This window comes from Paracoccus benzoatiresistens (assembly GCF_026913015.1).
Classification (GTDB): Bacteria; Pseudomonadota; Alphaproteobacteria; order Rhodobacterales; family Rhodobacteraceae; genus Paracoccus; species Paracoccus benzoatiresistens.
Window position 1 is genome coordinate 116,212 of the sequence record NZ_JAPTYD010000004.1, and the last position, 21,669, is coordinate 137,880.

A 21,669-nucleotide genomic window follows, 5' to 3' on the forward strand; every position below is an offset into this window, starting at 1 on the left:
CTGCCTTGGACTGCAAATATGCCGGGGGACCGGGGGCTGACCCCCGGCCTTCGCCGCCTTCAGGCGGCAGCCGCCCGATCCAGCCCCGCCTCGGCTGCGGCGGCCTTCAGCGCCTTCAGCCCCATCGACTGATACTCCAGCGGGTTGCGCTTCTCGGGATCCTGCTCGGCCTCGATCACCAGCCAGCCGTCATAGCCCGCCTCGGCCAGAATGCGCAGCAGCGGCACGAAGTCGATCGCCCCCTCGGGATCGCCCGGCACGGTAAAGGCCCCCGCCAGAACGCCCTGCAGGAAGGACAGGTCTTCGTCGCGCACCCGCTGCGTCACCGGACGGCGGATGTTCTTGGCGTGGAAATGCGCCACATGGGATGCGTGCCTGCGCAGCACCGCGGCCGGGTCGCCGCCGCCGAAGGCGCAATGGCCCGCGTCAAACAGCAGATGCGTGGCAGGTCCGGTCGCAGCCATGAAGGCGTCGATGTCCTCGGGGGATTCGACCACCGTGCCCATGTGGTGGTGATAGGCGAGCGTGATCCCCTGCGAGGCCAGATAGGCCGCGAACTCCTCCACCTTGGCGCCGAAGGCCGCCATCTCCTCGGGCGTCAGGCGCGGGCGGGCGTTGACCGGGACGTCGGGATTGCCATGCACGGTGTTCGAGCATTCGCAGACGATGCACACCTTGCAATCGTTTGCCTTCAGCTTGGCCAGGTGGGGCTGCACGCTCTCGATCTCCTCGGCCACCGAGCGGGTCAGAAGCGCGGTCGAATACCAGCCCGAGATGAAGCGCAACCCATACTGGCCCAGCAGTTCCTTCAGCGCCTGCGGGTCCTCGGGCCAGCGATGGCCGTTCTCGATGCCGTCAAAGCCGATCACCCGGCCCGCCTCGTGCAGGATCTGCTCGGTCGGAATATGGGCGCCGATGGTCTGGTCGTCGTCATTGGCCCAGGCAATCGGGTTGGTGCCATAGCGGATCATGGGTTCGTCCCTTTCAGTTCACCAGCCGCGCCTTGGCGGCGTTTTCCAGATAGGTCTTGTAGGCGTCGCGCAGCTTCTCGGTCCCGCCCACGGCGGGAACGGCCACGTCCCACCAATGGCCGGCCTTGCCGAAGCCGGGGCCGTCCTTGGCGGTGGTGTCGATCACGATCACCGTAGGGATGGGCCTGCCGCGCGCGGCGGCGATCTGCGCCTCGAGGTCGGCAATGCCGGTTGCCTTGACCGCATGCGCGCCCATGGAGGCGGCATGGGCCACATAGTCGATCCGGGGCTGGTCCGCGACGTTGCAATCCACGTACATGTTGTTGAACTGCTCGCCTCCGCAAGCCTGCTGCAGGCGGTTGATGCAGCCGTAGCCGCGGTTGTCGGTCAGCACGACGGTAAAGGGGACGGCCCGCATCGCCGCCGTGGCCAGTTCGCTGTTGGCCATCATGTAGCTGCCGTCGCCCACGAAGCAGACCACCCCGCGGTCTGGGCAAGCCAGCTTGATGCCCATGGCGCCCGCGATCTCGTAGCCCATGCAACTGTAACCGTATTCCATGTGGTATCCGCCCTGCGCAGGCTGCCACAGCAGCTTCAGCGCGCCGGGCATGGTGCCGGCCGCGCACATGGCAATGGCGCCGGGCGCGGCGCGTTGAACCGCGCCGATCACCTGCGCGTCGGTGGGCAGGTCGTTGCCGGGCGCAGGCGCTGCGCAATAGGCATCGACGGCGGCCAGCCAGTCGGCGCGCGGGGCGGGATCGAACGCCGCCTTGTGGTCGCCAAGCGCTGCCGTCAGCTTCTCCAGCGCCACGCGGGCATCCGCCACCAGCGGCACCGCGCCGTGCTTGGCGGCGTCATAGCCGTGGACGTTGATCGACACCAACCTGGCATCGGCCGCGAACATCGTCCGCGATCCGGTGGTGAAGTCCTGCAGCCGCGTGCCTACCCCGATCACCAGATCCGCATCCCGCAGCACGGCATTGGCGGCCGCCGATCCATCGACGCCCGAGGCGCCGAAGTTCATCGGGTCCGACTGCGCAAGCGCCGACTTGCCCGCCTGCGTCTCGGCCACCGGGATGCCGTGGCGGGCGGCAAAGTCCGACAGCGCCGCTTCCGCCCCGGAATAGATCACCCCGCCGCCCGCGACGATGGCGGGGCGTTTGGCGGCGCGGATCAGGTCCGCCACCTCGGCCAGTTCCCGCGCGTCCGGTTCGGGGCGGCGGATGCGCCAAACCTTCGGTTCGAAAAAGGCCTCGGGCCAGTCATAGCCTTCCGCCTGCGTGTCCTGGCAGAAGGCCAGGCAGACCGGGCCGCAATCGGCGGGATCGGTCATCACCCGCAGCGCGCGGGGCAGCGCCGTCAGCAGTTGCTCGGGCCGCTGGATGCGGTCGAAGTAACGCACCACGGGGCGGAAGCAGTCGTTCGCCGATACCGTTCCGTCGTCGAAATCCTCGACCTGCTGCAGGACCGGGTCGGGGCGGCGGCTGGCAAAGACATCGCCGGGGATCAGCAGCACCGGCAACCGGTTCACATGCGCCAGCGCCGCCGCCGTCACCATGTTGGTGGCCCCCGGCCCGATGGAACTGGTCACGGCATGGGCGCGCCTGCGCTTGCTGGCCTTGGCATAGGCGATGGCCGCATGGGCCATGGTCTGTTCATTCTGGCCCCGCCAGGTCGGAAAGGCGTCGCCTGCGCCGTGCAAGGCCTCGCCGATGCCCGCCACGTTGCCGTGGCCGAAGATGGCCCAGCAACCCTCGATGAAGCGTTCGCCCTCTTCCGTCATCTGCACCGACAGCCAGCGAACCATGGCCTGCGCCGCCGTCAACCGGATCGTGTTCATTCCGTCCCTCACTTCACGGCCACGCCTGCGCGCGCCTTGTCCCAGATCCCGCAAAGGCGGCCATAGCGGCGCGCCATCTCCTCGACCGCCTCGTCGTCGGTCAGATCCCCGTCCAGCCAGGCCCGCGCCACCGCGCCGAAGATGGTGCGCCCGACGGCAAAGCCCTTGACCAGCGCAAAGCCCGCCGCGACCGCGAAGCTGTCGCGCAGTTCGGCCTCGGGCGCGTCCAGCCCCAGCACCACGATGCCGCGCGTGTTGGGGTCGTTCTCCTCGATGGCGGCGATGGTCTTGCGCCAGGCAACGGACGAGATCATGGGTTCCAGCTTCCACCAGTCGGGGTAAACGCCCGCCGCGTAGAACTGCCGGATCAGCGTGGCGGTCGTTCCGTTGTCCACGGGGCCGACCTTCGAGGGGATGACCTCCAGCAGGAATTCCAGGTCGTTGCGGCGCGCGGCCTGGAACAGGCGCTTGACGGTTTCCTCCTGCCCGGCTCGGGTCGCCTCGTCGTCGTCCGGGTGGCAGAAGCAGAGAACCTTGACCACGTTCTCGCGTGCCCATCCTTCCAGGCCGCCGCAGTCGAGGCCCAGTTCCGGCTCCAACTCCAGCGGCCGCGATCCCGGCCATTCGGCGGGCCGTCCGATCCAAAGGCCGGTCCCCGAGGCTGCGTGCAGCGCATCGCGGCCGATGCGGTTGTCGCAAAGAATGCCGTAGCCCGGCTTGCCCCCCTGCACCTGCAAGGCGGCCTTCAGGCACAGCTCCTTGAAGGCGCCGCCCTTCTGGGGGGTGTATCCGGGCATCTGTTCCAGCTGCATCCGGTGGTCGAAGGCAAAGACCCGCATCGTGGACCAGTCGCCGCCCGTGCGCCGCTGCCGGTTGGTGGCCCAGTGGACCTGCTCCAGTTCCGGATCGTTCCTGAGGTCCGGACGCACCACGCCGCGCTTGAGGAAGAATTCCAGTTCGGCAAGGCTGGGATAGGCCGGCGTGCAGCCGTGGCGGGAAACGGCCAGCGCGCCGCAGGCATTGGCGTATTCCAGCGCCTTGGGCCAGGGCTCGCCATCCAGCCAGCCCTTCATCAGCCCCGAGAAGAAGCCGTCGCCCGCGCCCAGCACGTTGAAGACCTCGATGGGAAAGCCCGGTCCCGTTTCGCCCCCCTTTAAGCTGTCGGGGATGCTGCCGGTGAAGGCCACCGCGCCTGCGGCGCCCCGCTTGCAGACCAGCGTGGCGTCGCTGACCGCGCGCACGGCCCGCAGCGCGGCGACGGTGTTGGTGGACCCGCCGGCAATGTGGAACTCCTCCTCGGTCCCCACGATCAGGTCGAAGTGGTGCAGCGTCGCCTGCAGCCTGGCCGTCACCGCCGCGCTTTCCACGAAGCGGCTTTCGCCGGCCCCATGCCCCGCCAGCCCCCACAGGTTCGGGCGATAGTCGATGTCCAAGGCCGTCCTCGCCCCGTGCCTGCGGGCGAGTTCCAGCGCCTTGATGACGGCGGCTTCCGTGCGCGGATGCGACAGATGCGTGCCCGTCGCCAGCACCGCCCGGGCGTCCGCGACCAGCGATTCATCGATGTCGTCCTCGCACAGCGCCATGTCGGCGCAGTCGCTGCGGTAGAAGATCAGCGGGAACTGTTCCCGGTCGCGGATCCCCAGGATCACCAGCGCGGTCAGCCGGTCGGGGTCGGTCATGACGCCGCGCACGTCCACCCCCTCGCGCACCAGTTGCTCGCGGATGAAGCGGCCCATGTGCTCGTCGCCGACCCGGGTGATCAGCCCGGACCGAAGCCCGAGCCGCGCCGTCCCGCAGGCGATGTTGGTGGGGCTGCCGCCGATATACTTGCGGAACGACCCCATGTCTTCCAGCCGCCCACCAACCTGCGCGCCGTAAAGGTCCACACCCGCGCGGCCGATGGTGATCAGGTCAAGGGATTTGGTCATGGGATCGGTCCTGTCTTGCAGAGTCAGAGATTGGTCGAAACGAAGGCCATGCTGTTCTTCACCGCGCCCTTGGGATCGGCGGCTTCGTGAACCTCGGCCGCGAAGGGCTCGAAGCTGAAGGGGCCGTCATAGCCCGCGTCCAGCAGGGCCCTGATCTGGGGCAGGTTTTCCAGCCGGTCCTGTTCGTCCAGCAGCACCCGGTGCGCATCCAGCATCTCCGCGACCGACACCGCCGGATCGACCACGCCCGAGATATGGACGAGCCCGGTCCATTCCGGGAAGAACTCGGTCTCGCCCGCCAGGTGGTGGTGGAAGGTGTCGTGCAGCAGCTTGTAGGTGCCCTCGCCCCCTGCCGCCTGAATGGCGCGGATCGCCTCGGCCTTGGTCCGCAGGGACGAGACCGGGAAGCCCAGGGGTTCCACCAGCCCGATCAGCCCGCGCGTGTCGAGAATCGTCTTCATGGCCCTCAGCGCGCCCACCAGACTGTCGAAAGGGACCTTCGTGCCGTCGTTCAGCGGGCACATCACCAGGGCCCTGGCCCCGCAGGCGGCGCCGTAATCCGCCATGTCCTCGGCCCGGGCTGGCAGGTCGCTTCCCCAGACATTGAAGGGATAAAGCGCGTTGATCGAGACGATGGTGACGCCGGCCTTCCCGGCCTCGGCCTTCACGTCCTCGGGGCGCCATTCGGACAAGAGGTCGGGCAGGTCGTTGCGGATCTCGACCTCGGTGATGCCAAGGTCACGGGCTGCGGCGAAGAAATCCGGCAGCGGTAGCCTGGGCGCGGCGATATGGTTCAGGGCAAAGCGCATGGGTCAGCCTTGGGCGTAAAGGGCGGGACGGTCGGGACAGGTGATGGCGACGCTTTCGCCTTCGGATTCCTGCGCCTTGACGCAGGCGTCCGAGGTGACGGCCGCCATGTAGCCGTCCCAGGATGTCGGGCCGGACGCCGTTCCTTGCGCGGCGGCCTTCAGGAAGTCCTGCAGTTCCACGTCGTAGGAGGCGACGAAGCGGTCCTTCCAGTCGGTCAGGATCGGGTTCTGCAGGCTGGCGTTCAGGCGCATCCGGATTGCCATCGGCTCGGGCAGGCGGGCCACGCCATCCTCGCCCACGACCTCGCACTGGATGTCATAGCCGTAATGGCAGTTCACGAAGATCTCGGTGTTGATGACGACCCCCTTGGCCGTCACCAGCGTCACGATCTGCGGATCGCGCAGTTTCGCATGGCTGCGCGCGGCCGTGCGCGGGAAGGTTACGCGGGCCGAGACATAGTCGTCGTCCAGCAGCCAGCGGAACACGTCGATCTCGTGGATCAGCGTGTCGTGGATCGCCATGGGGGTGGTATAGGCCTCGGGCACCGTCGGGTTGCGATGCGCGGCATGGACCATGATCGGCGCGCCGATCTGGCCGTCCACGACCTTCTTCAGGGCGACGTAGCCTTCGTCATAGCGGCGCATGAAGCCGACCTGCACAAGGCGCTTGCCGTAGGCCACCTCGGCATCGACGATGCGCTTCGCGCCCTCGGCGGTCGTTGCCAGCGGCTTTTCGCAGAAGCAGGGCTTTCCGGCGGCGATGGCGGCCAGGACATATTGTTCATGGGTCGCGCCCCAGGAGGTGACCAGCACGGCGTCCACCTGGTCGCTGGCGATCAACTGCTCGCCGGTCTCGAAGACCTTTGCATCGGGGGCGATGTCGGCCTTGACGGCTTCGGCGGATGCGCGGTTCACGTCGGACAGCGCGGTGATGGTGCCGCCCGACAGCACCTGCTGGATGCGGCGGGCGTGGTCGCGGCCGATGGCTCCGGTGCCGATGACACCAATTCTGACGGTCATGCTTGGGGACCTTTCTTCCAATACTGGTCGATGTATTTCTGCATTTCGGCGCGCATGAAGCGGCCCGAATGGTCCGCCTTGTCTTCCCAGGCAAAGACGCAGGCCGTCATGATGCCGTCGAAGCCGATCTCGGCCAGCGTGCCAAAGAAGTCGTCCCAGGGCACCTCTCCCTGGCCGATGTTCAGGTGCTGGTGGACGCGGGCCTGCGTGCCCGGCGGGTTCAGGATATAGCGCAGACCGGAACTGGCCTTGTGGTTGAAGGTGTCGCCTACATGGACATGGGCCAGCACGTCGGCGGCCTCGCGCAGCATGGCGCGGGTGTCGTCGCCGAAATAGAAGGTGTGGGGCGCGCAATACAGAAAGCGCACGTTCCTGGAATTCACCGTGCGGATGATGTCCAGCGCGGGCTGGATCGTCTCGCACCAGTCCTCGGGGTGCGGCTCGATGTTGAGCTGGATGCCCTCGCGCTCCAGGATCGGGACCAGTTCCTCCATCGACCGCCACCAGGCGTCCTCGCAGGCCTCGATCATCGATCCGGTATGGCAGCAATAGCAGGACCCCTTGTCGGGATGGGGGCCGCGGCCGAATTCGCTGTTCATGGTTTCGACGCCCAGTTCCACGGCGATCTCGATGGCGCGCTTCCAGTGGCGGACGGCAGCCTGGCGTTCGGTTTCGTCGTTGGAGGCCCAGCGATACATCGGCAGCAGGCTGGCGATGCCCACGTCGGTATCCTTCAGCGCCTGCTTGAGGCTTTTGATGCGATCGGGAAAGACGCGCGGCGCCTTGAACCATTCCAGGAAATCGCCGCGCGGGGACAGTTCGATCCAGTCATAGCCAAGCTCCTTGACCTTGGCGGGGATCGCCTCAAGCGGCAGATGGCGATGCATGAAGGGGTCGATGGCAATGCGCATGGGCTGCAATCCTGTGGGACTATCCTGAAAAGGCCGGGCACGGCGCGGCGGAGGAAACGCGCCGCGCCCGGCGGCACCGCTTAATTCTGGTAATCGGCCATGTTCTCGGGTGTGACCGGCTCGAAGGGGATCCAGTGTTCGGGTTCGATCTTCCCGCCACTGGCAGCGGCGACGGCGGCCTTGACGGCCTGTTCGCCCTGGCCCGTCGCGTTCTGGTAGACGGTCACGTCCATTTGCCCCGCCTCCATCGCGGCCAGCCCGTCGGCGGTGGCATCGATGCCCGCGATGACGATGTCGCCCTTGCCGGTCGTGGCTTGCAGCGCCTGCGCCGCCCCGATCGCCATTTCGTCGTTGTTGGCGACAATGGCGTCGAATTCCAGGCCCGCCGTCATCCACGAGGTCACCAGATCCTGCGCCTGCACGCGGTTCCAGTTGGCGACCTGCTTTTCGATGATCTCGACCTGGCAATCCGGCTTGGCGAAGGCTTCCTCGACCATCTGCGTGCGGACATGGGCGGCGTGGTTTTCCAGCGGTCCCATCAGGATCACGGCCTTGGGGCTTTCGCGCCCTTCAAGCGCCTTGCAGACGGCGGCCGCTTCCAGCCTGCCCGCATCGGTTTCCTGCGACCCGACATAGCCGGTGCCCTCGGGCATCCCCCCTTCCAGTTCGGCGGGCGGGTGGTTCACATAGATCAGCGGAATGCCCGCCCCCGTTGCGGCGGCGGTGATCGCGGTGGTGCTGTCCCCGTCCACCGCGTTCACGATGATCGCATCGACGCCGTTCGCCACGAAGTTCTGGACCTGGTTCAATTGCTTGGCCACGTCCAGTTGCGCATCCTCGACCGACAGGGTGACGCCTTCGGTCCGTTCGGCCTCGGCCCGGATGCCGTTCAGCAGGATCGTCAGGAACGGGTTGTCGAAGGACGTCATCGTGACGCCGATCCGGGTTTCGGCAAGCGCCGGGGCGGCAAGCGACAGGCAAAGGGCAGTTGTGGCGATCAGTTTGGTCATGGATGCTTTCCTTATCGTAAGGTCGTGAGTGGGGAACCGGCCGGTGCCGGAGGCGGTCCGACATGCGGGCCGCGCCATTGTCTCAGCTGGCCTTTCGGCGTTTCTGCTGGCGGTGGACATCGGCCACCACGGCGGCCACCACGATCGCGCCCTTGATCATTTCCTGGTAGTAGGCGTCCAGCCTGAGGAACGTGAAGCCCGAGATGATGACCCCGAAGATGATCATCCCGATGGCCGTGCCCAGGATCGACCCGCGCCCGCCGTTCAGCGACACGCCCCCGATCACCGCCATCGCGATGGCGTCCAGTTCATAGGCCAGGCCCATGCCGGCCTGCGCGGTCTGGCCGCGGGCGGCGACCACCATTCCGGCCAGGGCGGCCAGCATTGCGGCGATCACATAGACCTTGATCAGGTGGCGTTCGACATCGATGCCGGACACGCGCGCCGCCTGCGCGTTGGCGCCGATGGCATAGGTGAACTTGCCGTAGCGGGTGTATTTCATCGCCACGTGGAAGATCGCGGCCACCAGGATGAAGATCAGCACCGGCATCATGCCCGAGCCGATCCAGGCAAATCCTTCCGTCGGGAAGGAGATCGGCTGGCCCTTGGTGTACCACTTGGCGAAACCGCGCACCGTGACCATCGTGCCAAGCGTCGCAATGAAGGGCGGGATCTTGGTATAGGCGATCAGCCAGCCGTTGATCAGGCCCACGATGGCGCCGAAGCCCAGGCCGATCAGCAGCGGCACGATCATCGGCAGGTCGGTCAGCGCGGGATAGACCGCACGGGCATAGGTCGAGACCTGCGCGAAGGACATGGCGACCATCGCCACCGCGCCGACCACCGACCCGGATGACAGGTCGATCCCCCCCGAGATGATCACCTGCGTCACCCCCACGGCGATGATGCCGATGACCGAGACCTGCAGGATCATGATCTTCAGCCGGTTCAGCGAGAACAGGAAGGACTGGCCTTGGAAGATCCAGCCAAGGATCTCGAAGACGGCGGCGATGCCGACCAGGACCAGCAGGATGTTGACCTCGGTGGGCAACCTGCGCTGCGTGTGCGGGGCAGTGCGGGCGGTGATGTCTTGGCTGCTCATGAGCGAGTTCCTTTCACTTGGCCGCAAGCGACATGATCTTGACCTGGTCGGCCTCGGCCCGGTCCAGGAAGCCCGACACATGGCCCTCGTGCATGACCATGATGCGGTCGGACATGCCCAGCACCTCGGGCAGTTCCGAGGAGATCATCAGGACGGCGACGCCCTGCGCGGCGAGTTCGGTGATCAGGCGGTGGATTTCGGATTTCGCGCCCACGTCGATGCCGCGGGTGGGCTCGTCCAGGATCAGGATGCGCGGCTTGGTCAGCAACCAGCGGGCGATCAGCAGCTTCTGCTGGTTGCCGCCCGACAGGTTTTCGACCGTTTCCTGCAGGTTCGGGGTCTTGATGCGCAGGGTCTGGGCCATCTCCTCGGCCAGGCGGGTGACCTCGCGCTGCTGGACGAAGCCGTTCTTCACATGGCTGCGGGTGATCAGCGCCGACTGGATGTTTTCCAGACAATCCAGCGTCAGGAAGCAGCCGGTTTCCTTGCGGTCTTCCGTCAGGAAGGCCATGCCGTGGGCCATGGCCTGGGCGGGTGTCCTGATCTGGACTTCCTGCCCGTCGATCAGGATCTGGCCGCTTTCCGCAGGCGTCACGCCGAACAGCGCCTCGGCCACGTTCGACCGCTTGGACCCGACCAGACCGGCAAGGCCCAGGATCTCGCCCCGGCGCAGGGAAAAGGACACGTCGTGGAAGACGCCGGGCAGGGTGAGGTTGCGGACCTCCAGGATCGTGTCGCCGATGGGGCAATCGACCTTGGGGAACATGTTGGTGATCTCGCGGCCCACCATCATGCGGATGATGTCGTCGCGGGTCACGTCGTGGGCGCTGTGGGTGCCGACATACTTGCCGTCGCGGAAGACGGTGAATTCGTCGGCGATCTCGAACAGTTCGTTCATCTTGTGGGTGATGTAGACGATGCCAATGCCGCGTGCCCGCAGGTCGCGGATGATGGCGAACAGGTGCTCCACCTCGCGCTCGGTCAGGGCGCTGGTCGGCTCGTCCATGATCAGCACGTCGGAATTGTGGCTGACGGCCTTGGCGATCTCGACCATCTGCTTCTGCGCGACGGTCAGTTCGGACACCTGGGCGCGGGGGTCCAGCTTGATGTTCAGGCGGTCGAACAGCTCGGCGGTCATCCGGGCCATCTCGGCATGGTCGATCAGGCCGAAGCGGTTCTTGGGCTCGCGGCGGATCCAGATGTTCTCGGCCACCGTCATCCAGTTCATCAGCGCCAGTTCCTGGTGGATCATCGAGATCCCCTGCTCCAGCGCATCCAGGGGCGATTTCAGCACGACCACCTGCCCCCGCAGCCGGATTTCCCCGGCATCGGGCTGATAGACCCCGGCGATGATCTTCATCAGCGTGGACTTGCCTGCGCCGTTCTCGCCCATCAGCGCATGGACCGTGCCGGGGCGGATGCGCAACTGCACGTCGTCCAGCGCCAGAACGCCGGGAAATTCCTTGCGGATGCCGCTGATCGACAAGACGCCTTCGCTCTCGATGCTGGCCTTCACGCGGTCGATGGCGGCGGCCGTCCTTGGGCTGACCATGGTCTTCCCTTTCCTCTGATCCATTGACGCGCCGGGACGCCTCCGCGCCCCGGCGCGAAGGCGTCAGTTCTTGGCCTGGTAGTCGGCCAGGTTCGCGGGCGTCACCAGCTCGAAGGGCACATAGACCTTGGTTTCGACCTCCTCGCCCCGGGCCAGCTTCAGGGCGGCGTCAACCGCGCCCTGGCCCTGACCCGCGGCGTTCTGGAACACCGTGACGTCCAGGTCGCCCGCCTGCATGGCCGCCAGCGCATCCTGGGTGGCGTCCACGCCGCCGACGATGACATCATCCATCGACATGCCGGCGGATTTCATGGCCTGGATCGCGCCGATGGCCATTTCGTCGTTGTTGGAAATCACCGCGTCGAATTCCAGGCCCGAGGTGATCCAGTTCGTCATCAGGTCGGCGGCCTGCGTGCGCGACCAGTTCGCGGTCTGCTCCTCGACGATCTGGATGAAGCCGCATTCGGGCGTGGCGATCACGTCCTTGATGTCCTGGGTGCGCATCCGCGCCGCCTGGTTCGAGAGTTCCCCCATCAGCACCAGGGCCTTCGCCTCGGTCTTGCCGGCTTCCTTCAGCAGGCGGCAGATTTCCTTGGTTTCCAGCGTGCCGGATTCCCGTTCGTCGGATGCGACAAAGGCCTGCTTTTCTGGCAGGTCATCGACGTTCACGGGCTCGCGGTTGACATAGACCAGCGGGATGCCCGCATCGGCTGCTGCCTGCGACATGGCGACGGTGGCGTCGGTATCGACCGGGTTCACGATGATCGCATCCACGCCCGAGGCCACGAAGTTCTGGATCTGGTTCAGCTGCTTGCCGACATCGTTCTGCGCATCCTCGATCTGCAGGGTCACGCCGTCCAGGGTGGCTGCGTGTTCCTGCATCCCGTTGCGCAGGACCGTCAGGAAATTGTCGTCGAACAGGGCCATGGACACCCCGATGTTCTCGGCCTGGGCGGCAGTTGCCATGACCGCGCAGAGTGCGGTCGCCGTCAGCAGTCGCTTCATGGTCTTTCCTCCACTGTTGGTGCGCACAGCACCTTATTCGTTACCGTCACCAGACAGCGGGCTGCATGGAGCCACCCCTGCGGATGCAGGGTTTCGGTCAGTCCGGTTCTTTGGCAGGCGGCGACGATTCTCCTCAGATCGTCGCACAGGGACGATCACCCAAGGGTCGCCCGTCGGTCAATCACGGCGTGACCCGCGAAACCATCATTCATGATGGAAAATGACGCCCGCGATGATGGTTTGCATCATTCGCGTCAAAGGCTTTCCGGCGTCCAGATCTGGAAGGGCAGGAAGCGTTGCCCGGGATTGTCGCTCATTCCCTGGTCGCAGGACTGGATCATCAGCGCGATGGTTTCCTCGCAGACCTGGCGCAGCGGGGTGCTGATCACGACCGACAGGGTGCGGTCCTGCAAGGCTTCGCGCGAATCCGGGGTCAGTTCGTTGACGACCAGCGCCACGTCGCCGGGCTTGCGCAGTTCGCGCAGGGCGGCGATGGCGCCCTCCATGCCGCCGCCCGCGCAATAGATCCCGGCAATGTCGCCGTGCCGCTCCAGCAGTTCGGTCGTGGCTTCATAGGTCAGTTGCCGCGTTTCCAGGTTGACCTGCGGGTTCAGCAGATCGAATTCGGGGGCATATTCACGGAAATAGCTGCGAAAGCCGGTTTCGCGCAATTCATGCCCGTGAAAGCGGTGTCCGCCGATGAAGACGGCGACCTTGCCCGGCTTCTTCGCGATCTTCGAGATCAGCCAGCCGGCGGAACGCCCGACCTTGATATTGTTGGTGCCCACATAGCTTTCCCGCACGCCCTGCGCGAAATCGGACAGCAGCGAAAAGGTCGGGATGCCGCGGGCGCGCAGTTCGCTGACGGCTGCGGTGACCTTGTGATGGTCCAGCCCCGTCGCTGCCACCGCATCGACCTTGCCCGCCATCGAGCCCAGCAGCTGTTCCAGTTCACCCGGCAGGGTCGATTGGGTGAACCGCACCGTGACACGCAACCGGTGCGAGGTGACAGAAGCCGCGTGATCCTGGAACTGGCGCGCGAAATCCTGATAGAAGGGGTGGCGTTCCTTTTGCAGGATCAGCGCGAAATGCAGTTCCGGCAGTTCGGCCATCAGCCGCGCGCGGATGGCATTGGCGCCGTGATAGCCGATGCGCTGCGCGGCTTCCTGCACGCGGCGGGCGGTTTCCTCGCGCACCTTCAGGCGGCCGTTCAGCACGCGGTCGGCGGTGGCCAGGCTGACGCCGGCTTCGCGGGCCAGATCGGCAATGGTCGGACGGCGCATCGGGCCCCTCCGGCTGTGATGTGAACCGTCAGAACCCTGAGGGTTTCACATCACGGCCCTGCCCGTCAAGGTTGCCGGCCTTCCCGCAGATCGACGGCGCGGCCCAGGGCGATGGAGGTTAACCACCGCCTGCGCCTGATGGCGGCCGCCTGCACGTCTGCGGCTGCCAGAGCACCATGTGCCGCTCACCGGTGCCACGCCCAAGCCGACATTCCGCGCCCGCTGCGGCTCGGGGCAAGCGCGGAGTTGAGGGAAAGCCTCAAACACTCTCGGGCATGAAAATCTGGATTTCGGTCGCGATCGACCCGGCCTCGCCTTCCAGCCGGCCGATCAGCCGGGCCATGGTTTCCACGGCCAGCAGCGCCTCCAGCGCGGGCTTCTGGTCGATGATCGCCTGGACCTTGCGAGCCTTCAGCATGAGGCGGCGTTCGGGCGTCAGTTCATGCGTGACGATGGCAAGGGGACGCGACTGACGGATGGACGCAAGCGCCGCGACCAGTTCCGAACAGCCGGTCGTGCACAGGTAGATTCCGCGCAGGTCCGGGTTGGCACGCGCCGCACGCAAAGCGATGGCGGCGGCGCTTGCCTTGTCCTCGTGCGTCTCAAGGACATCCGGCACACGGACGCCGGGATGGCGTTCGGCCAGTACGTCGATGAAGCCGCCAGCGCGCGCGCCATGGCCCGGCATGTCGAAGCGGCCGATCAGGACCAGCGCCTCGCCCCCGCCTTGGCCGATCAGATGTCCCATCAGGTCGCCCGCCACGCGGCCCGACTGGCGGTCGTCCGGGCCGACAAAGGCGGCGCGGCCACGGGCGGGCACGTCGTCGGCCATGGTCACGACCGGGATGCGCGGGGGCAGCGCCTCCAGCGCCGCGATGATCCGGGGCGCGGCCGGCACGGTCAGGATCATTCCGTCGGCCCAGGTCCCCGCGCGGGCGATCTGGGCCGCGATGCGGTCGGGCTGCGCCGGATCGATCTGCTCGACCTGGAACAGCAGGTTCAGGTTGTGATGGATGGCGCGGGCCTGATCGATCCCTTGGCGCAACTGGTTGTGGAACGGGTTCGACGGCGGCTGGATCAGGACCGCGATGCGCTTGGTGGCCCTGGGGCTGATCACCAGGTTCCGGTCCAGCCCAAGCCGGCTCGCGGCCTGCAGGATCGCCCTTTCCTTGTCTGCCGAGACGCCGCCGCGCCGGTTCACGACCCGGTCCACGGTCGCCAGCGACACGCCCGCGGCCTGCGCCACATCCTCCAGCGTCACCTTGGCCATGATCCCCCCTCTTGCGCGCGACAGTGGCGGATTGAGGGTTTCCCCTCAAGACATTCCTTCGCGGCGTGTGGCCTGCCGGATAATCCTGCAGGTGACCGGAGGCGAGCCATGACCATCACCATCACCACTGCACCCTGCTGCTGGGGCGTGGACGACATCACGAACCTGAACCTGCCCGACTGGCGGCAGGTGCTGGATGAAGCCGCGGCGGCAGGCTATGGCGGGCTGGAGCTTGGACCTTGTGGCTACATGCCGCTGGACGCAGGCACGGTGTCGGCGGAACTGCGCAGGCGGGACCTCTATGTGGTCGCGGGCACGATCTTCGACAATCTCGTCGATCCCGCCAATCGCAAGGGCCTGGAACACCAGACGCGCCAGATTTGCGCCGTGATTGCCGCCCTGCCGAAGCCCCCGCTTGCGCCGGGCCAGCGGTTCCCTGCGCCCTATCTGACGGTGATGGACTGGGGGCACGAGGCGCGCGATTACGCCGCAGGCCATTCAGACCGCGCGGCCCGGCTGGACGACGCCGCCTGGCGGGGCATGGTCGCCAATATCCGTGCCATCGCCCGCATTGCCCGCGACCATGGCGTCCGCGCGGTCATCCATCCCCATGCGGGCGGCCATATCGAGTTCGCGGACGAGATCGCGCGCATCACCCGCGACATATCCGCCGCCGAGGCCGGGCTGTGCCTCGACACGGGCCACACCTTTTATGCCGGGATGGACCCGGTGGCGGTGCTGGAGGCATACTGGGACCGGCTGGACTACATCCACTTCAAGGACATCGACGCCGCCAGATATTCCGCCGTGATGGCCCGCCGCATCCGCTTCTTCGACGCCTGCGCCGAGGGCGTGATGTGCCCGATCGGCGACGGATGCATCGACTATCCGGCCATCAAGGCCCTGCTGAACCGGCGCGGCTATGCGGGCTTCATCACCGTCGAACAGGAACGCGATCCGCTGAACGCGGGCGGATCGCTGGCTGATCTCCGCAAGTCCCGCCGCTATCTGGAAACCGTGGGCTTCGCCCGCCCCGCGCTGGAGGCCACGCGATGATCAACGGCAACCGTCTGACGAAGTCCGCCATCCGCTGGGGAATGGTCGGGGGCGGCAAGGGCAGCCAGATCGGCTATGTCCACCGGTCCGCCGCCATGCGGGACGGGTACTTCGACCTGATCGCGGGGGCCTTCGACCTGGACGCCGACCGGGGCCGCGCCTTCGGGATGGAACTGGGGCTGCAGGCCGACCGCTGCTATCCCGACCATCAGGCGATGTTCACGGCAGAAGCCGCGCGCCCTGACGGCATCCGCTGCGTGACCATCGCCACGCCGAACAACACGCATTACCCAATCACCAAGGCGGCGCTGCAGGCCGGAATTCACGTCATCTGCGAAAAGCCCCTGACCTTCACCACCGCCGAGGCGCTGGACCTGCAAGCCATCGCCAAGGCGCGCGGATTGGTCGTCGGCGTCACCTATGGCTATTCCGGCCACCAGATGATCGAGGAAGCCGCCCGCCTTGTCGCCGACGGCACCCTGGGCAAGATCCGCATCGTCAACCTGCAGTTCGCCCATGGCTTCCACAGCGCGGCGGTCGAACTGGAGAACCCCGCCGCCCGCTGGCGCGTCGATCCGGCCTTTGCAGGCCCCAGCTATGTCCTGGGGGATCTGGCGACCCATCCGCTGTATATCAGCGAGGTCATCTGCCCCCACCTGAAGATCAGGCGGCTGCTGTGTTCGCGGCAAAGCTTTGTCGCATCCCGCGCGCCACTGGAGGACAACGCCACGGTGCTGATGGAATATGACAGCGGCGCGGTCGGGACCTGCTGGACCTCGGCGGTGAATGCGGGGGCGATGCACAGCCAGAAGGTGCGAGTGGTGGGGTCCAAGGGATCGGTCGAATGGTGGGACGAACACCCGAACCAGTTGCGGCTGGAAATCCAGGGCGAACCCGCGCGCCTGCTGGACCGGGGGATGCCCTATCTGCATCCGCAGTCGCTGGCCGACGACCGCATCGGCGCGGGCCATCCCGAGGGGCTTTTCGATGCCTGGGCGAACTTGCATTACCGCTTCGCGCTGGCCATCGAGGCGCACGAGGAAGGCGACCCGTCCCGCGTGGCCGATCTGCGCTATCCGGGCATCGCGGCGGGGGTCGAGGGCGTCCGTTGGGTCGAGCATTGCGTGCGGTCCGCCGACGCGGGCGGCATCTGGGTCGATTACGCCTGAGGCCTATCGGCGCTTGCGGCGGGTGCCGCCGGGAACGCGCGACAGGAAGCCGGGCGGGCGGCGGCTGACCCATTCGGCGAAGGCGGCCAGCCGTGGATGGGCGCGCAGCGCCTCGGGCGTGTTGAAGCTGCGGGCCAGGTCCTTTTCGCTGATCGCCGCATGGATTTCCTTGTGGCAGATGTGGTGCATCAGCACCACGGGCCCCTTGGCGCCGCCTTTGGATCGCGGGATCAGGTGATGCAGGCTTTGCGGCACATCGGGCGGGATAGGGCGGAGGCACAGGGGACAGCGGGGATCGTCGGTCATGCCGCCCATATGGGAAGCCCGCGCGGGAATGCACGGGGGTTGGCGGCGCGGACTGCGTTCAATCTTTGTTCACCGCCATTGTATTCCCGGCAGGGCTGTGGTTCAGGCGGCCCCGAACAAGGGCTGCCTTCCGAATCCCGATGAATGCCGCTGATTTTCCCGAACAGGCCTTTTCCCCGACCCATGGCCCTGCCCCGATCCTGGCTGGCTTCGAATGCGGCCGGCTGCATTGGAACGGGCACGACCTGCTGCATTCCACGAACCATATGCCCCATGGGGCGATGGTGCATCACTATGCCGTGGCGCGGGACCAAGGCGTCGCCGGGGCACGGGACGGCCTGTCCTGGCGCCACGACATCGTGGCGCGCGTCAAGGCCGCCCCCGAAGGCTTTCCGGTGATCTGGGACCTTGTCCATTTCGACGCCCCGCCGCGCCCTGCCCAGCACGCGGTGGCCTGCTGCCTTGCCATGCCCCCGCATGCCTGGGCCATCGCCGTGAACGAGCCCTCGGTCGGGCGGCGGGTGTCGGGCATGACGCCCAAGCGGGCGACGGACATGGCGCTGAAGATGATGGCGACCGCCGCCTGCCTGCCCACGCGGCCGCGATTTGCCACCTGCGATCCGTTCCACCACCTGCATCCCAACGTCTTCAAGGCCACGGACCGGCTGGTCGCCAGCGGCCATGTCCAGATGGTGGGCATCAACTATTATCCCCACCACGCCATCGAGCCCCTGCACCGCGTCCTGCGCGCCGTGGCCGACCGCTACCGCCTGCCGGTGATGATAACGGAAACCGGCTGGCACCAGGACCTTCCCGCCGCACATCGCCGCTTTCCCCGTGTCCGGGACCGCTGGGACTGGCTGGCCCATGTCCAAGCCGAGATCGACCGGTCGGGCGTGCCCGTCGCGGGCCTCTGCTGGTATCCGTGGCTGGACATGCCGGCCTGGGACAATCCCCATCACGGCCGCTGGCCCTGCGGCTGGCCCGGGCGGCAGGCCTGAGGGCACGCGAAAGGCCCGGGGGCGTGCCGCACCCCGGGCCCGGCGCCTTGCCGGCAGCTTGGACGTCAGTCGCGCTCGGGCCAGTCGAATTCCGGCGCGCTTTCCAGCGCGGCACGGTCGGCCATGAAGACGATGAAATAGTCGTCCTCGGAATCGCCGTCGCGGATCACGCGCAGCTGGTCCATCGAGACCGAAACGGTCTTTTCCCCCAGCCCCAGGAAGCCGCCGATATCGACCAGCACCGCCTTGACCTCGCCGGTTTCGCTGATCACCAGATCGTCGATCTCGCCGATGCTGTCCCAGCCTTCGTCGGCATCGTTGTAGGTCGCGGACGTGTCGGGATCGGTTTCGGACACGTAAAGGTTCTTCTCGATGAAGTCATCGGCCGACATGTCGGTCGGGACCGCCATATAGCCAAATCCGCCCTCGGTGGACGCAGGCGCCGTTGCGGTGGCGGCGGGGGCCGCCGTGGTGGTACCGGCGGCGGGTGCCTCGGTCGTGGCGGGTGCTGGCTCTGCCGTTGTTTGCGCCAGGACCGGGCCAGCAAGCATGGCAATCATGGCGGTCGATGTCAGCAGCTTCGTCATTGGATATCTCCTTCAGCAGACCCACAGGGGGCATGGCCGAAGAACTTGTCATATCAGAAGAAGTTCCGGCCGAATGTCCCGGAAAAGACAAACCATTTCGTGACCTGACCCCCGTTGCGCGCAGGTTTCCCCTGATCTGCCGCCCGGATGCGGGCTATCAAAAAGCAAGCACAGGAACATAACATTTGCTCGCCGGTTTGCCTCCTATCGCACAACAGGAGATCAAGGATGGAACGTAGAACGCTTTTTGCGGCGGGGGCGCTGGCCGCCGTGATGCCCGTCGCTCGCCTTGCCTATGCCCAGGCCGCACCCGATGCGGAAAAGCAGAACATCCTGCTGGGCGGAAACTTCGCCCTGCTGACCAGCCGCATGGCGGTCGACAAGGCGACGGACCCCGCCGTCAAGGCCTTTGCCGGTCTCGAGGTCTCCGAGCAGGAAGCCGTCGCCCGCGCCTTCGGGGCCGCCCCCTCTGACCAGGTGACGACGGAACATGCCGCGATGATGGAACAACTGGCCGCCATGTCGGGCGCGGAATTCGACCGCATGTACCTGCAAGGCCAGATGACCGGGCACGAGCAGCTGCGCTCCCTTCATTCCGCCTATGCCGAAAACGGCAGCGATCCCATGGCAAAGGGCGCCTCGATCGTGGCGGTGCCGGCGATCGATTCCCACATGTCGATGCTTCGGGCGATCCAGCAAAGATTGGGCTGATCCTTGGAGACCTGGCTTTGCCTTGCCGGCGGGAACGCGCTTGGCGCGTTTCATGTCGGGGCTTGGCAGGCGATCGAGGCGTCGGGGATGCGGGTCACACGCATCGCCGGTGCCTCGATCGGTGCCGTCGTCGCCGCCCTGATCGCGGGAAGTCCGCCCGACCGGCGCGACAACACATTGCGCCAGTTTCTGTCGCACGTCGGCCAAAGAAGATCGCTGACGGGGCGTCGCGCGGCCGTGGCCGGCCTGCTTGCGATGGGCCATCCGACGCTGTTCGTGCCTTCCTGGCCCGGCATCTGGGAAATCCTGCCCGGCATGCCCGCCGACCGCGCGCTGTTCCGCCGCGACCGCATGAAGCACCTTTTCGAGGAACTGATCGACTTTGACCGCCTGAACAGCGGCGACATCGAGGTAACCGTCACCGCGCTGGACGCCGAGACGGGCGAGGTCGTGGCCTTCCGCAATACCGAAGGACCGCTTGGCATCGATCACCTGCTGGCCAGCACCGCCCTGCCCGTCCTGTTTCGTCCGGTCCGGATCGGAGAGCGGTATTTCCTGGATTCCGGCACCTGCGAGAACCTGCCGCTTCGCCCGCTGCTGGATCGTCCGGGCGACGCCCTGATCCTGGCGCTGGATCTCTATGAACTGCAGAAACCCTTGACGCCCACCATGGACGGCGTGGCCTGCCGCGCGCAGGAACTGGTCTTTGCCGGCCAGTCCGCCCGGATCATCCAGAGCTGCGACCTGACCGACCGCCGCTTTCGCCACGTCATCCTGACCGATCCCGAGGACGATTTCGCGGGCAAGGCCTTCAACTATGGCCGCGAAAGGCTGGAACACCGCATGCGCTTGGGGCGGCAACAGACCGCCGCCAGTCTCAGCAACCTGGAACCTCGCGCGATACCCCAGCAGGAAGACAACCGCTAGGACGGTTGTCCTGATGGCCGGAAGGTCCAGCCCGAAAGGGTGGCTGGTTCGTCACCTCCGTATCGGGTCGGACGATCCACCGGCCGTCGATCAGCGCCGGAGCAGATCGGCGCCATTCAGCACGGTGCAGATATCGGGCTGTGCGATCATGTGGTTCATGCGTTTTCCTCCAGGGCGGCCAGGACAGCCGCCGTGATGGCATCGGTGCCGTGCGACCCGGGGCGGATGCCGATGCCTTTGGCGGTCGCGGATTCGATAGCGGCCAGCACCGCGTCGGCGGCGGGCTTTTCGCCCAGATGCTCCAGCATCATCGCGCCCGACCAGATCGCGGCGATCGGATTGGCGATGTTCCTGCCCGCGATGTCGGGGGCCGATCCGTGGACGGGTTCGAACATCGATGGGCCGCTGCGGTCGGGGCAGATATTGGCCGAGGCCGCAAAGCCCAGGCCCCCCTGGATCGCCGCGCCCAGGTCGGTCAGGATGTCGCCGAACAGATTGGACGCCACGACCACGTCGAGATCCTGCGGGGCCATCACCATCCTGGCGGCCATCGCGTCGATATGCATGTGGCTGACGGTCACGTCCGGGTATTCGGCGGCGATTTCCCGCGTCACCTCGTCCCAGAAGACCATCGAGTATTTCTGCGCGTTCGACTTCGTGACCGAGGTCAGGTGCTTCCTGCGCGCCCGCGCCTGTTCAAAGCCGAAGCGGATGATGCGTTCCACGCCCTTGCGGGTGAAGATCGCGGTTTCCGTCGCAACCTCGTTATCCTTGCCCTGGTGGACCCGCCCGCCCGCGCCGGAATATTCGCCCTCGGTGTTCTCGCGGATGCAGAGGATGTCGAAGCCCTGCGCCTTCAGCGGGCCTTCCACGCCGGGCAGCAGCCGGTGCGGGCGGATGTTGGCGTATTGGTCGAAGGCCTTGCGGATCGGCAGCAGCAGGCCATGCAATGACACCGAATCCGGCACCGTGGCGGGCCAGCCGACCGCGCCCAGATAGATCGCGTCAAAGGGGCGCAGCTGTTCGATCCCGTCCTCGGGCATCATCCGGCCGGTCGCCAGATATGTCTCGCAGGACCAGTCGAAGCGGGTCGGCTCCAGCGTGAAGCCGAAGCGCGCGGCCGCGGACTCCAGCACCTGCATCGTGGCATCGGTCACATCAACGCCGATGCCGTCGCCGGGGATCAGCGCGATCTTGTGGGCGGTCATGGT

At 66.5% G+C, this 21,669-nt stretch carries 22 protein-coding genes; 7 read left to right on the forward strand and 15 right to left on the reverse strand.

Translation table 11 applies throughout. From position 1 onward, the window contains the following. Positions 1-59: 59 nt before the first annotated feature. The 10 genes from iolE to OU682_RS05230 form a co-directional block, all read right to left on the reverse strand. Positions 60-971, reverse strand: a complete 912-nt coding sequence (iolE, locus tag OU682_RS05185; RefSeq protein ID WP_268941008.1) for a myo-inosose-2 dehydratase — start codon at positions 969-971, stop codon at positions 60-62. A 13-nt stretch (positions 972-984) separates the two neighbouring features. Next, positions 985-2,811 (reverse strand): 3D-(3,5/4)-trihydroxycyclohexane-1,2-dione acylhydrolase (decyclizing), encoded by a 1,827-nt coding sequence (iolD, locus tag OU682_RS05190; protein ID WP_268941009.1) that lies wholly within the window; start codon positions 2,809-2,811, stop codon positions 985-987. Positions 2,812-2,819: 8 nt separating this feature from the next. Continuing rightward, complete coding sequence (locus OU682_RS05195; RefSeq protein ID WP_268941010.1) at positions 2,820-4,739, reverse strand: bifunctional 5-dehydro-2-deoxygluconokinase/5-dehydro-2-deoxyphosphogluconate aldolase; 1,920 nt, start codon at positions 4,737-4,739, stop codon at positions 2,820-2,822. Between the two features lie 23 nt (positions 4,740-4,762). Further along, on the reverse strand, positions 4,763-5,548 hold the full coding sequence (locus OU682_RS05200; protein WP_268941011.1) for a TIM barrel protein: 786 nt from the start codon (positions 5,546-5,548) through the stop codon (positions 4,763-4,765). A gap of 3 nt (positions 5,549-5,551) precedes the next feature. After that, entirely contained in the window at positions 5,552-6,568 is a 1,017-nt protein-coding gene (locus tag OU682_RS05205) for a Gfo/Idh/MocA family protein (RefSeq protein ID WP_268941012.1), read from the reverse strand. Further along, on the reverse strand, positions 6,565-7,479 hold the full coding sequence (locus OU682_RS05210; RefSeq protein WP_268941013.1) for a sugar phosphate isomerase/epimerase family protein: 915 nt from the start codon (positions 7,477-7,479) through the stop codon (positions 6,565-6,567). Before OU682_RS05210 ends, OU682_RS05205 begins: the two co-directional genes overlap by 4 nt. 80 nt (positions 7,480-7,559) lie before the next feature. Beyond that, complete coding sequence (locus OU682_RS05215) at positions 7,560-8,489, reverse strand: substrate-binding domain-containing protein (protein ID WP_268941014.1); 930 nt, start codon at positions 8,487-8,489, stop codon at positions 7,560-7,562. Positions 8,490-8,571: 82 nt separating this feature from the next. Further along, positions 8,572-9,591, reverse strand: coding sequence for an ABC transporter permease (locus tag OU682_RS05220; protein ID WP_268941015.1), 1,020 nt, complete (start codon positions 9,589-9,591; stop codon positions 8,572-8,574). A gap of 13 nt (positions 9,592-9,604) precedes the next feature. After that, on the reverse strand, positions 9,605-11,143 hold the full coding sequence (locus tag OU682_RS05225; RefSeq protein WP_268941016.1) for a sugar ABC transporter ATP-binding protein: 1,539 nt from the start codon (positions 11,141-11,143) through the stop codon (positions 9,605-9,607). Positions 11,144-11,206: 63 nt separating this feature from the next. Then, entirely contained in the window at positions 11,207-12,148 is a 942-nt protein-coding gene (locus OU682_RS05230; RefSeq protein WP_268941017.1) for a sugar ABC transporter substrate-binding protein, read from the reverse strand. A gap of 65 nt (positions 12,149-12,213) precedes the next feature. Here OU682_RS05230 and OU682_RS05235 point away from each other — a divergent pair, with 65 nt between their 5' ends. Continuing rightward, positions 12,214-12,372 carry a hypothetical protein gene (locus tag OU682_RS05235; protein ID WP_268941018.1) on the forward strand — a complete coding sequence of 53 codons (159 nt, stop codon included), beginning with the start codon at positions 12,214-12,216 and terminating at the stop codon, positions 12,370-12,372. 30 nt (positions 12,373-12,402) lie between these two features. On the opposite strand, the gene OU682_RS05240 is transcribed toward OU682_RS05235, so the two are convergent. Beyond that, the gene (locus OU682_RS05240) at positions 12,403-13,431 is read right to left on the reverse strand and encodes a LacI family DNA-binding transcriptional regulator (protein WP_268941019.1); all 1,029 of its coding nucleotides are present in this window, start codon (positions 13,429-13,431) and stop codon (positions 12,403-12,405) included. Positions 13,432-13,690: 259 nt separating this feature from the next. Then, on the reverse strand, positions 13,691-14,701 hold the full coding sequence (locus OU682_RS05245; protein WP_268941020.1) for a LacI family DNA-binding transcriptional regulator: 1,011 nt from the start codon (positions 14,699-14,701) through the stop codon (positions 13,691-13,693). A 108-nt stretch (positions 14,702-14,809) separates the two neighbouring features. Here OU682_RS05245 and OU682_RS05250 point away from each other — a divergent pair, with 108 nt between their 5' ends. Together OU682_RS05250 and OU682_RS05255 are read left to right on the forward strand one after the other, a co-directional pair. After that, positions 14,810-15,757: a TIM barrel protein gene (locus OU682_RS05250; protein ID WP_268941021.1), complete on the forward strand. Its 948-nt coding sequence runs from the start codon at positions 14,810-14,812 to the stop codon at positions 15,755-15,757. Next, entirely contained in the window at positions 15,754-16,926 is a 1,173-nt protein-coding gene (locus tag OU682_RS05255) for a Gfo/Idh/MocA family protein (RefSeq protein ID WP_268941022.1), read from the forward strand. The genes OU682_RS05250 and OU682_RS05255 overlap by 4 nt, the downstream gene beginning before the upstream one ends. A 3-nt stretch (positions 16,927-16,929) precedes the next feature. On the opposite strand, the gene OU682_RS05260 is transcribed toward OU682_RS05255, so the two are convergent. Next, positions 16,930-17,232, reverse strand: coding sequence for an HNH endonuclease (locus tag OU682_RS05260; protein WP_268941023.1), 303 nt, complete (start codon positions 17,230-17,232; stop codon positions 16,930-16,932). Between the two features lie 140 nt (positions 17,233-17,372). Here OU682_RS05260 and OU682_RS05265 point away from each other — a divergent pair, with 140 nt between their 5' ends. Then, complete coding sequence (locus OU682_RS05265) at positions 17,373-18,233, forward strand: hypothetical protein (RefSeq protein WP_268941024.1); 861 nt, start codon at positions 17,373-17,375, stop codon at positions 18,231-18,233. Between the two features lie 65 nt (positions 18,234-18,298). Here OU682_RS05265 and OU682_RS05270 read toward each other — a convergent pair whose 3' ends face one another. Further along, complete coding sequence (locus OU682_RS05270) at positions 18,299-18,820, reverse strand: PRC-barrel domain-containing protein (RefSeq protein ID WP_268941025.1); 522 nt, start codon at positions 18,818-18,820, stop codon at positions 18,299-18,301. A 32-nt stretch (positions 18,821-18,852) separates the two neighbouring features. Here OU682_RS05270 and OU682_RS05275 point away from each other — a divergent pair, with 32 nt between their 5' ends. Genes OU682_RS05275 through OU682_RS05285 form a run of 3 tightly spaced genes read left to right on the forward strand, consistent with a single transcriptional unit; the run spans position 18,853 to position 20,458 of the window. After that, entirely contained in the window at positions 18,853-19,002 is a 150-nt protein-coding gene (locus OU682_RS05275) for a hypothetical protein (RefSeq protein WP_268941026.1), read from the forward strand. A gap of 46 nt (positions 19,003-19,048) precedes the next feature. Continuing rightward, complete coding sequence (locus OU682_RS05280) at positions 19,049-19,531, forward strand: DUF4142 domain-containing protein (RefSeq protein ID WP_268941027.1); 483 nt, start codon at positions 19,049-19,051, stop codon at positions 19,529-19,531. Positions 19,532-19,534: 3 nt separating this feature from the next. After that, the gene (locus OU682_RS05285; protein WP_268941028.1) at positions 19,535-20,458 is read left to right on the forward strand and encodes a patatin-like phospholipase family protein; all 924 of its coding nucleotides are present in this window, start codon (positions 19,535-19,537) and stop codon (positions 20,456-20,458) included. Between the two features lie 155 nt (positions 20,459-20,613). Here the strand turns inward: OU682_RS05285 and OU682_RS05290 are convergent, their stop codons facing one another. Next, entirely contained in the window at positions 20,614-21,666 is a 1,053-nt protein-coding gene (locus OU682_RS05290; RefSeq protein WP_268941029.1) for a tartrate dehydrogenase, read from the reverse strand. Between the last annotated feature and the right edge of the window lie 3 nt (positions 21,667-21,669).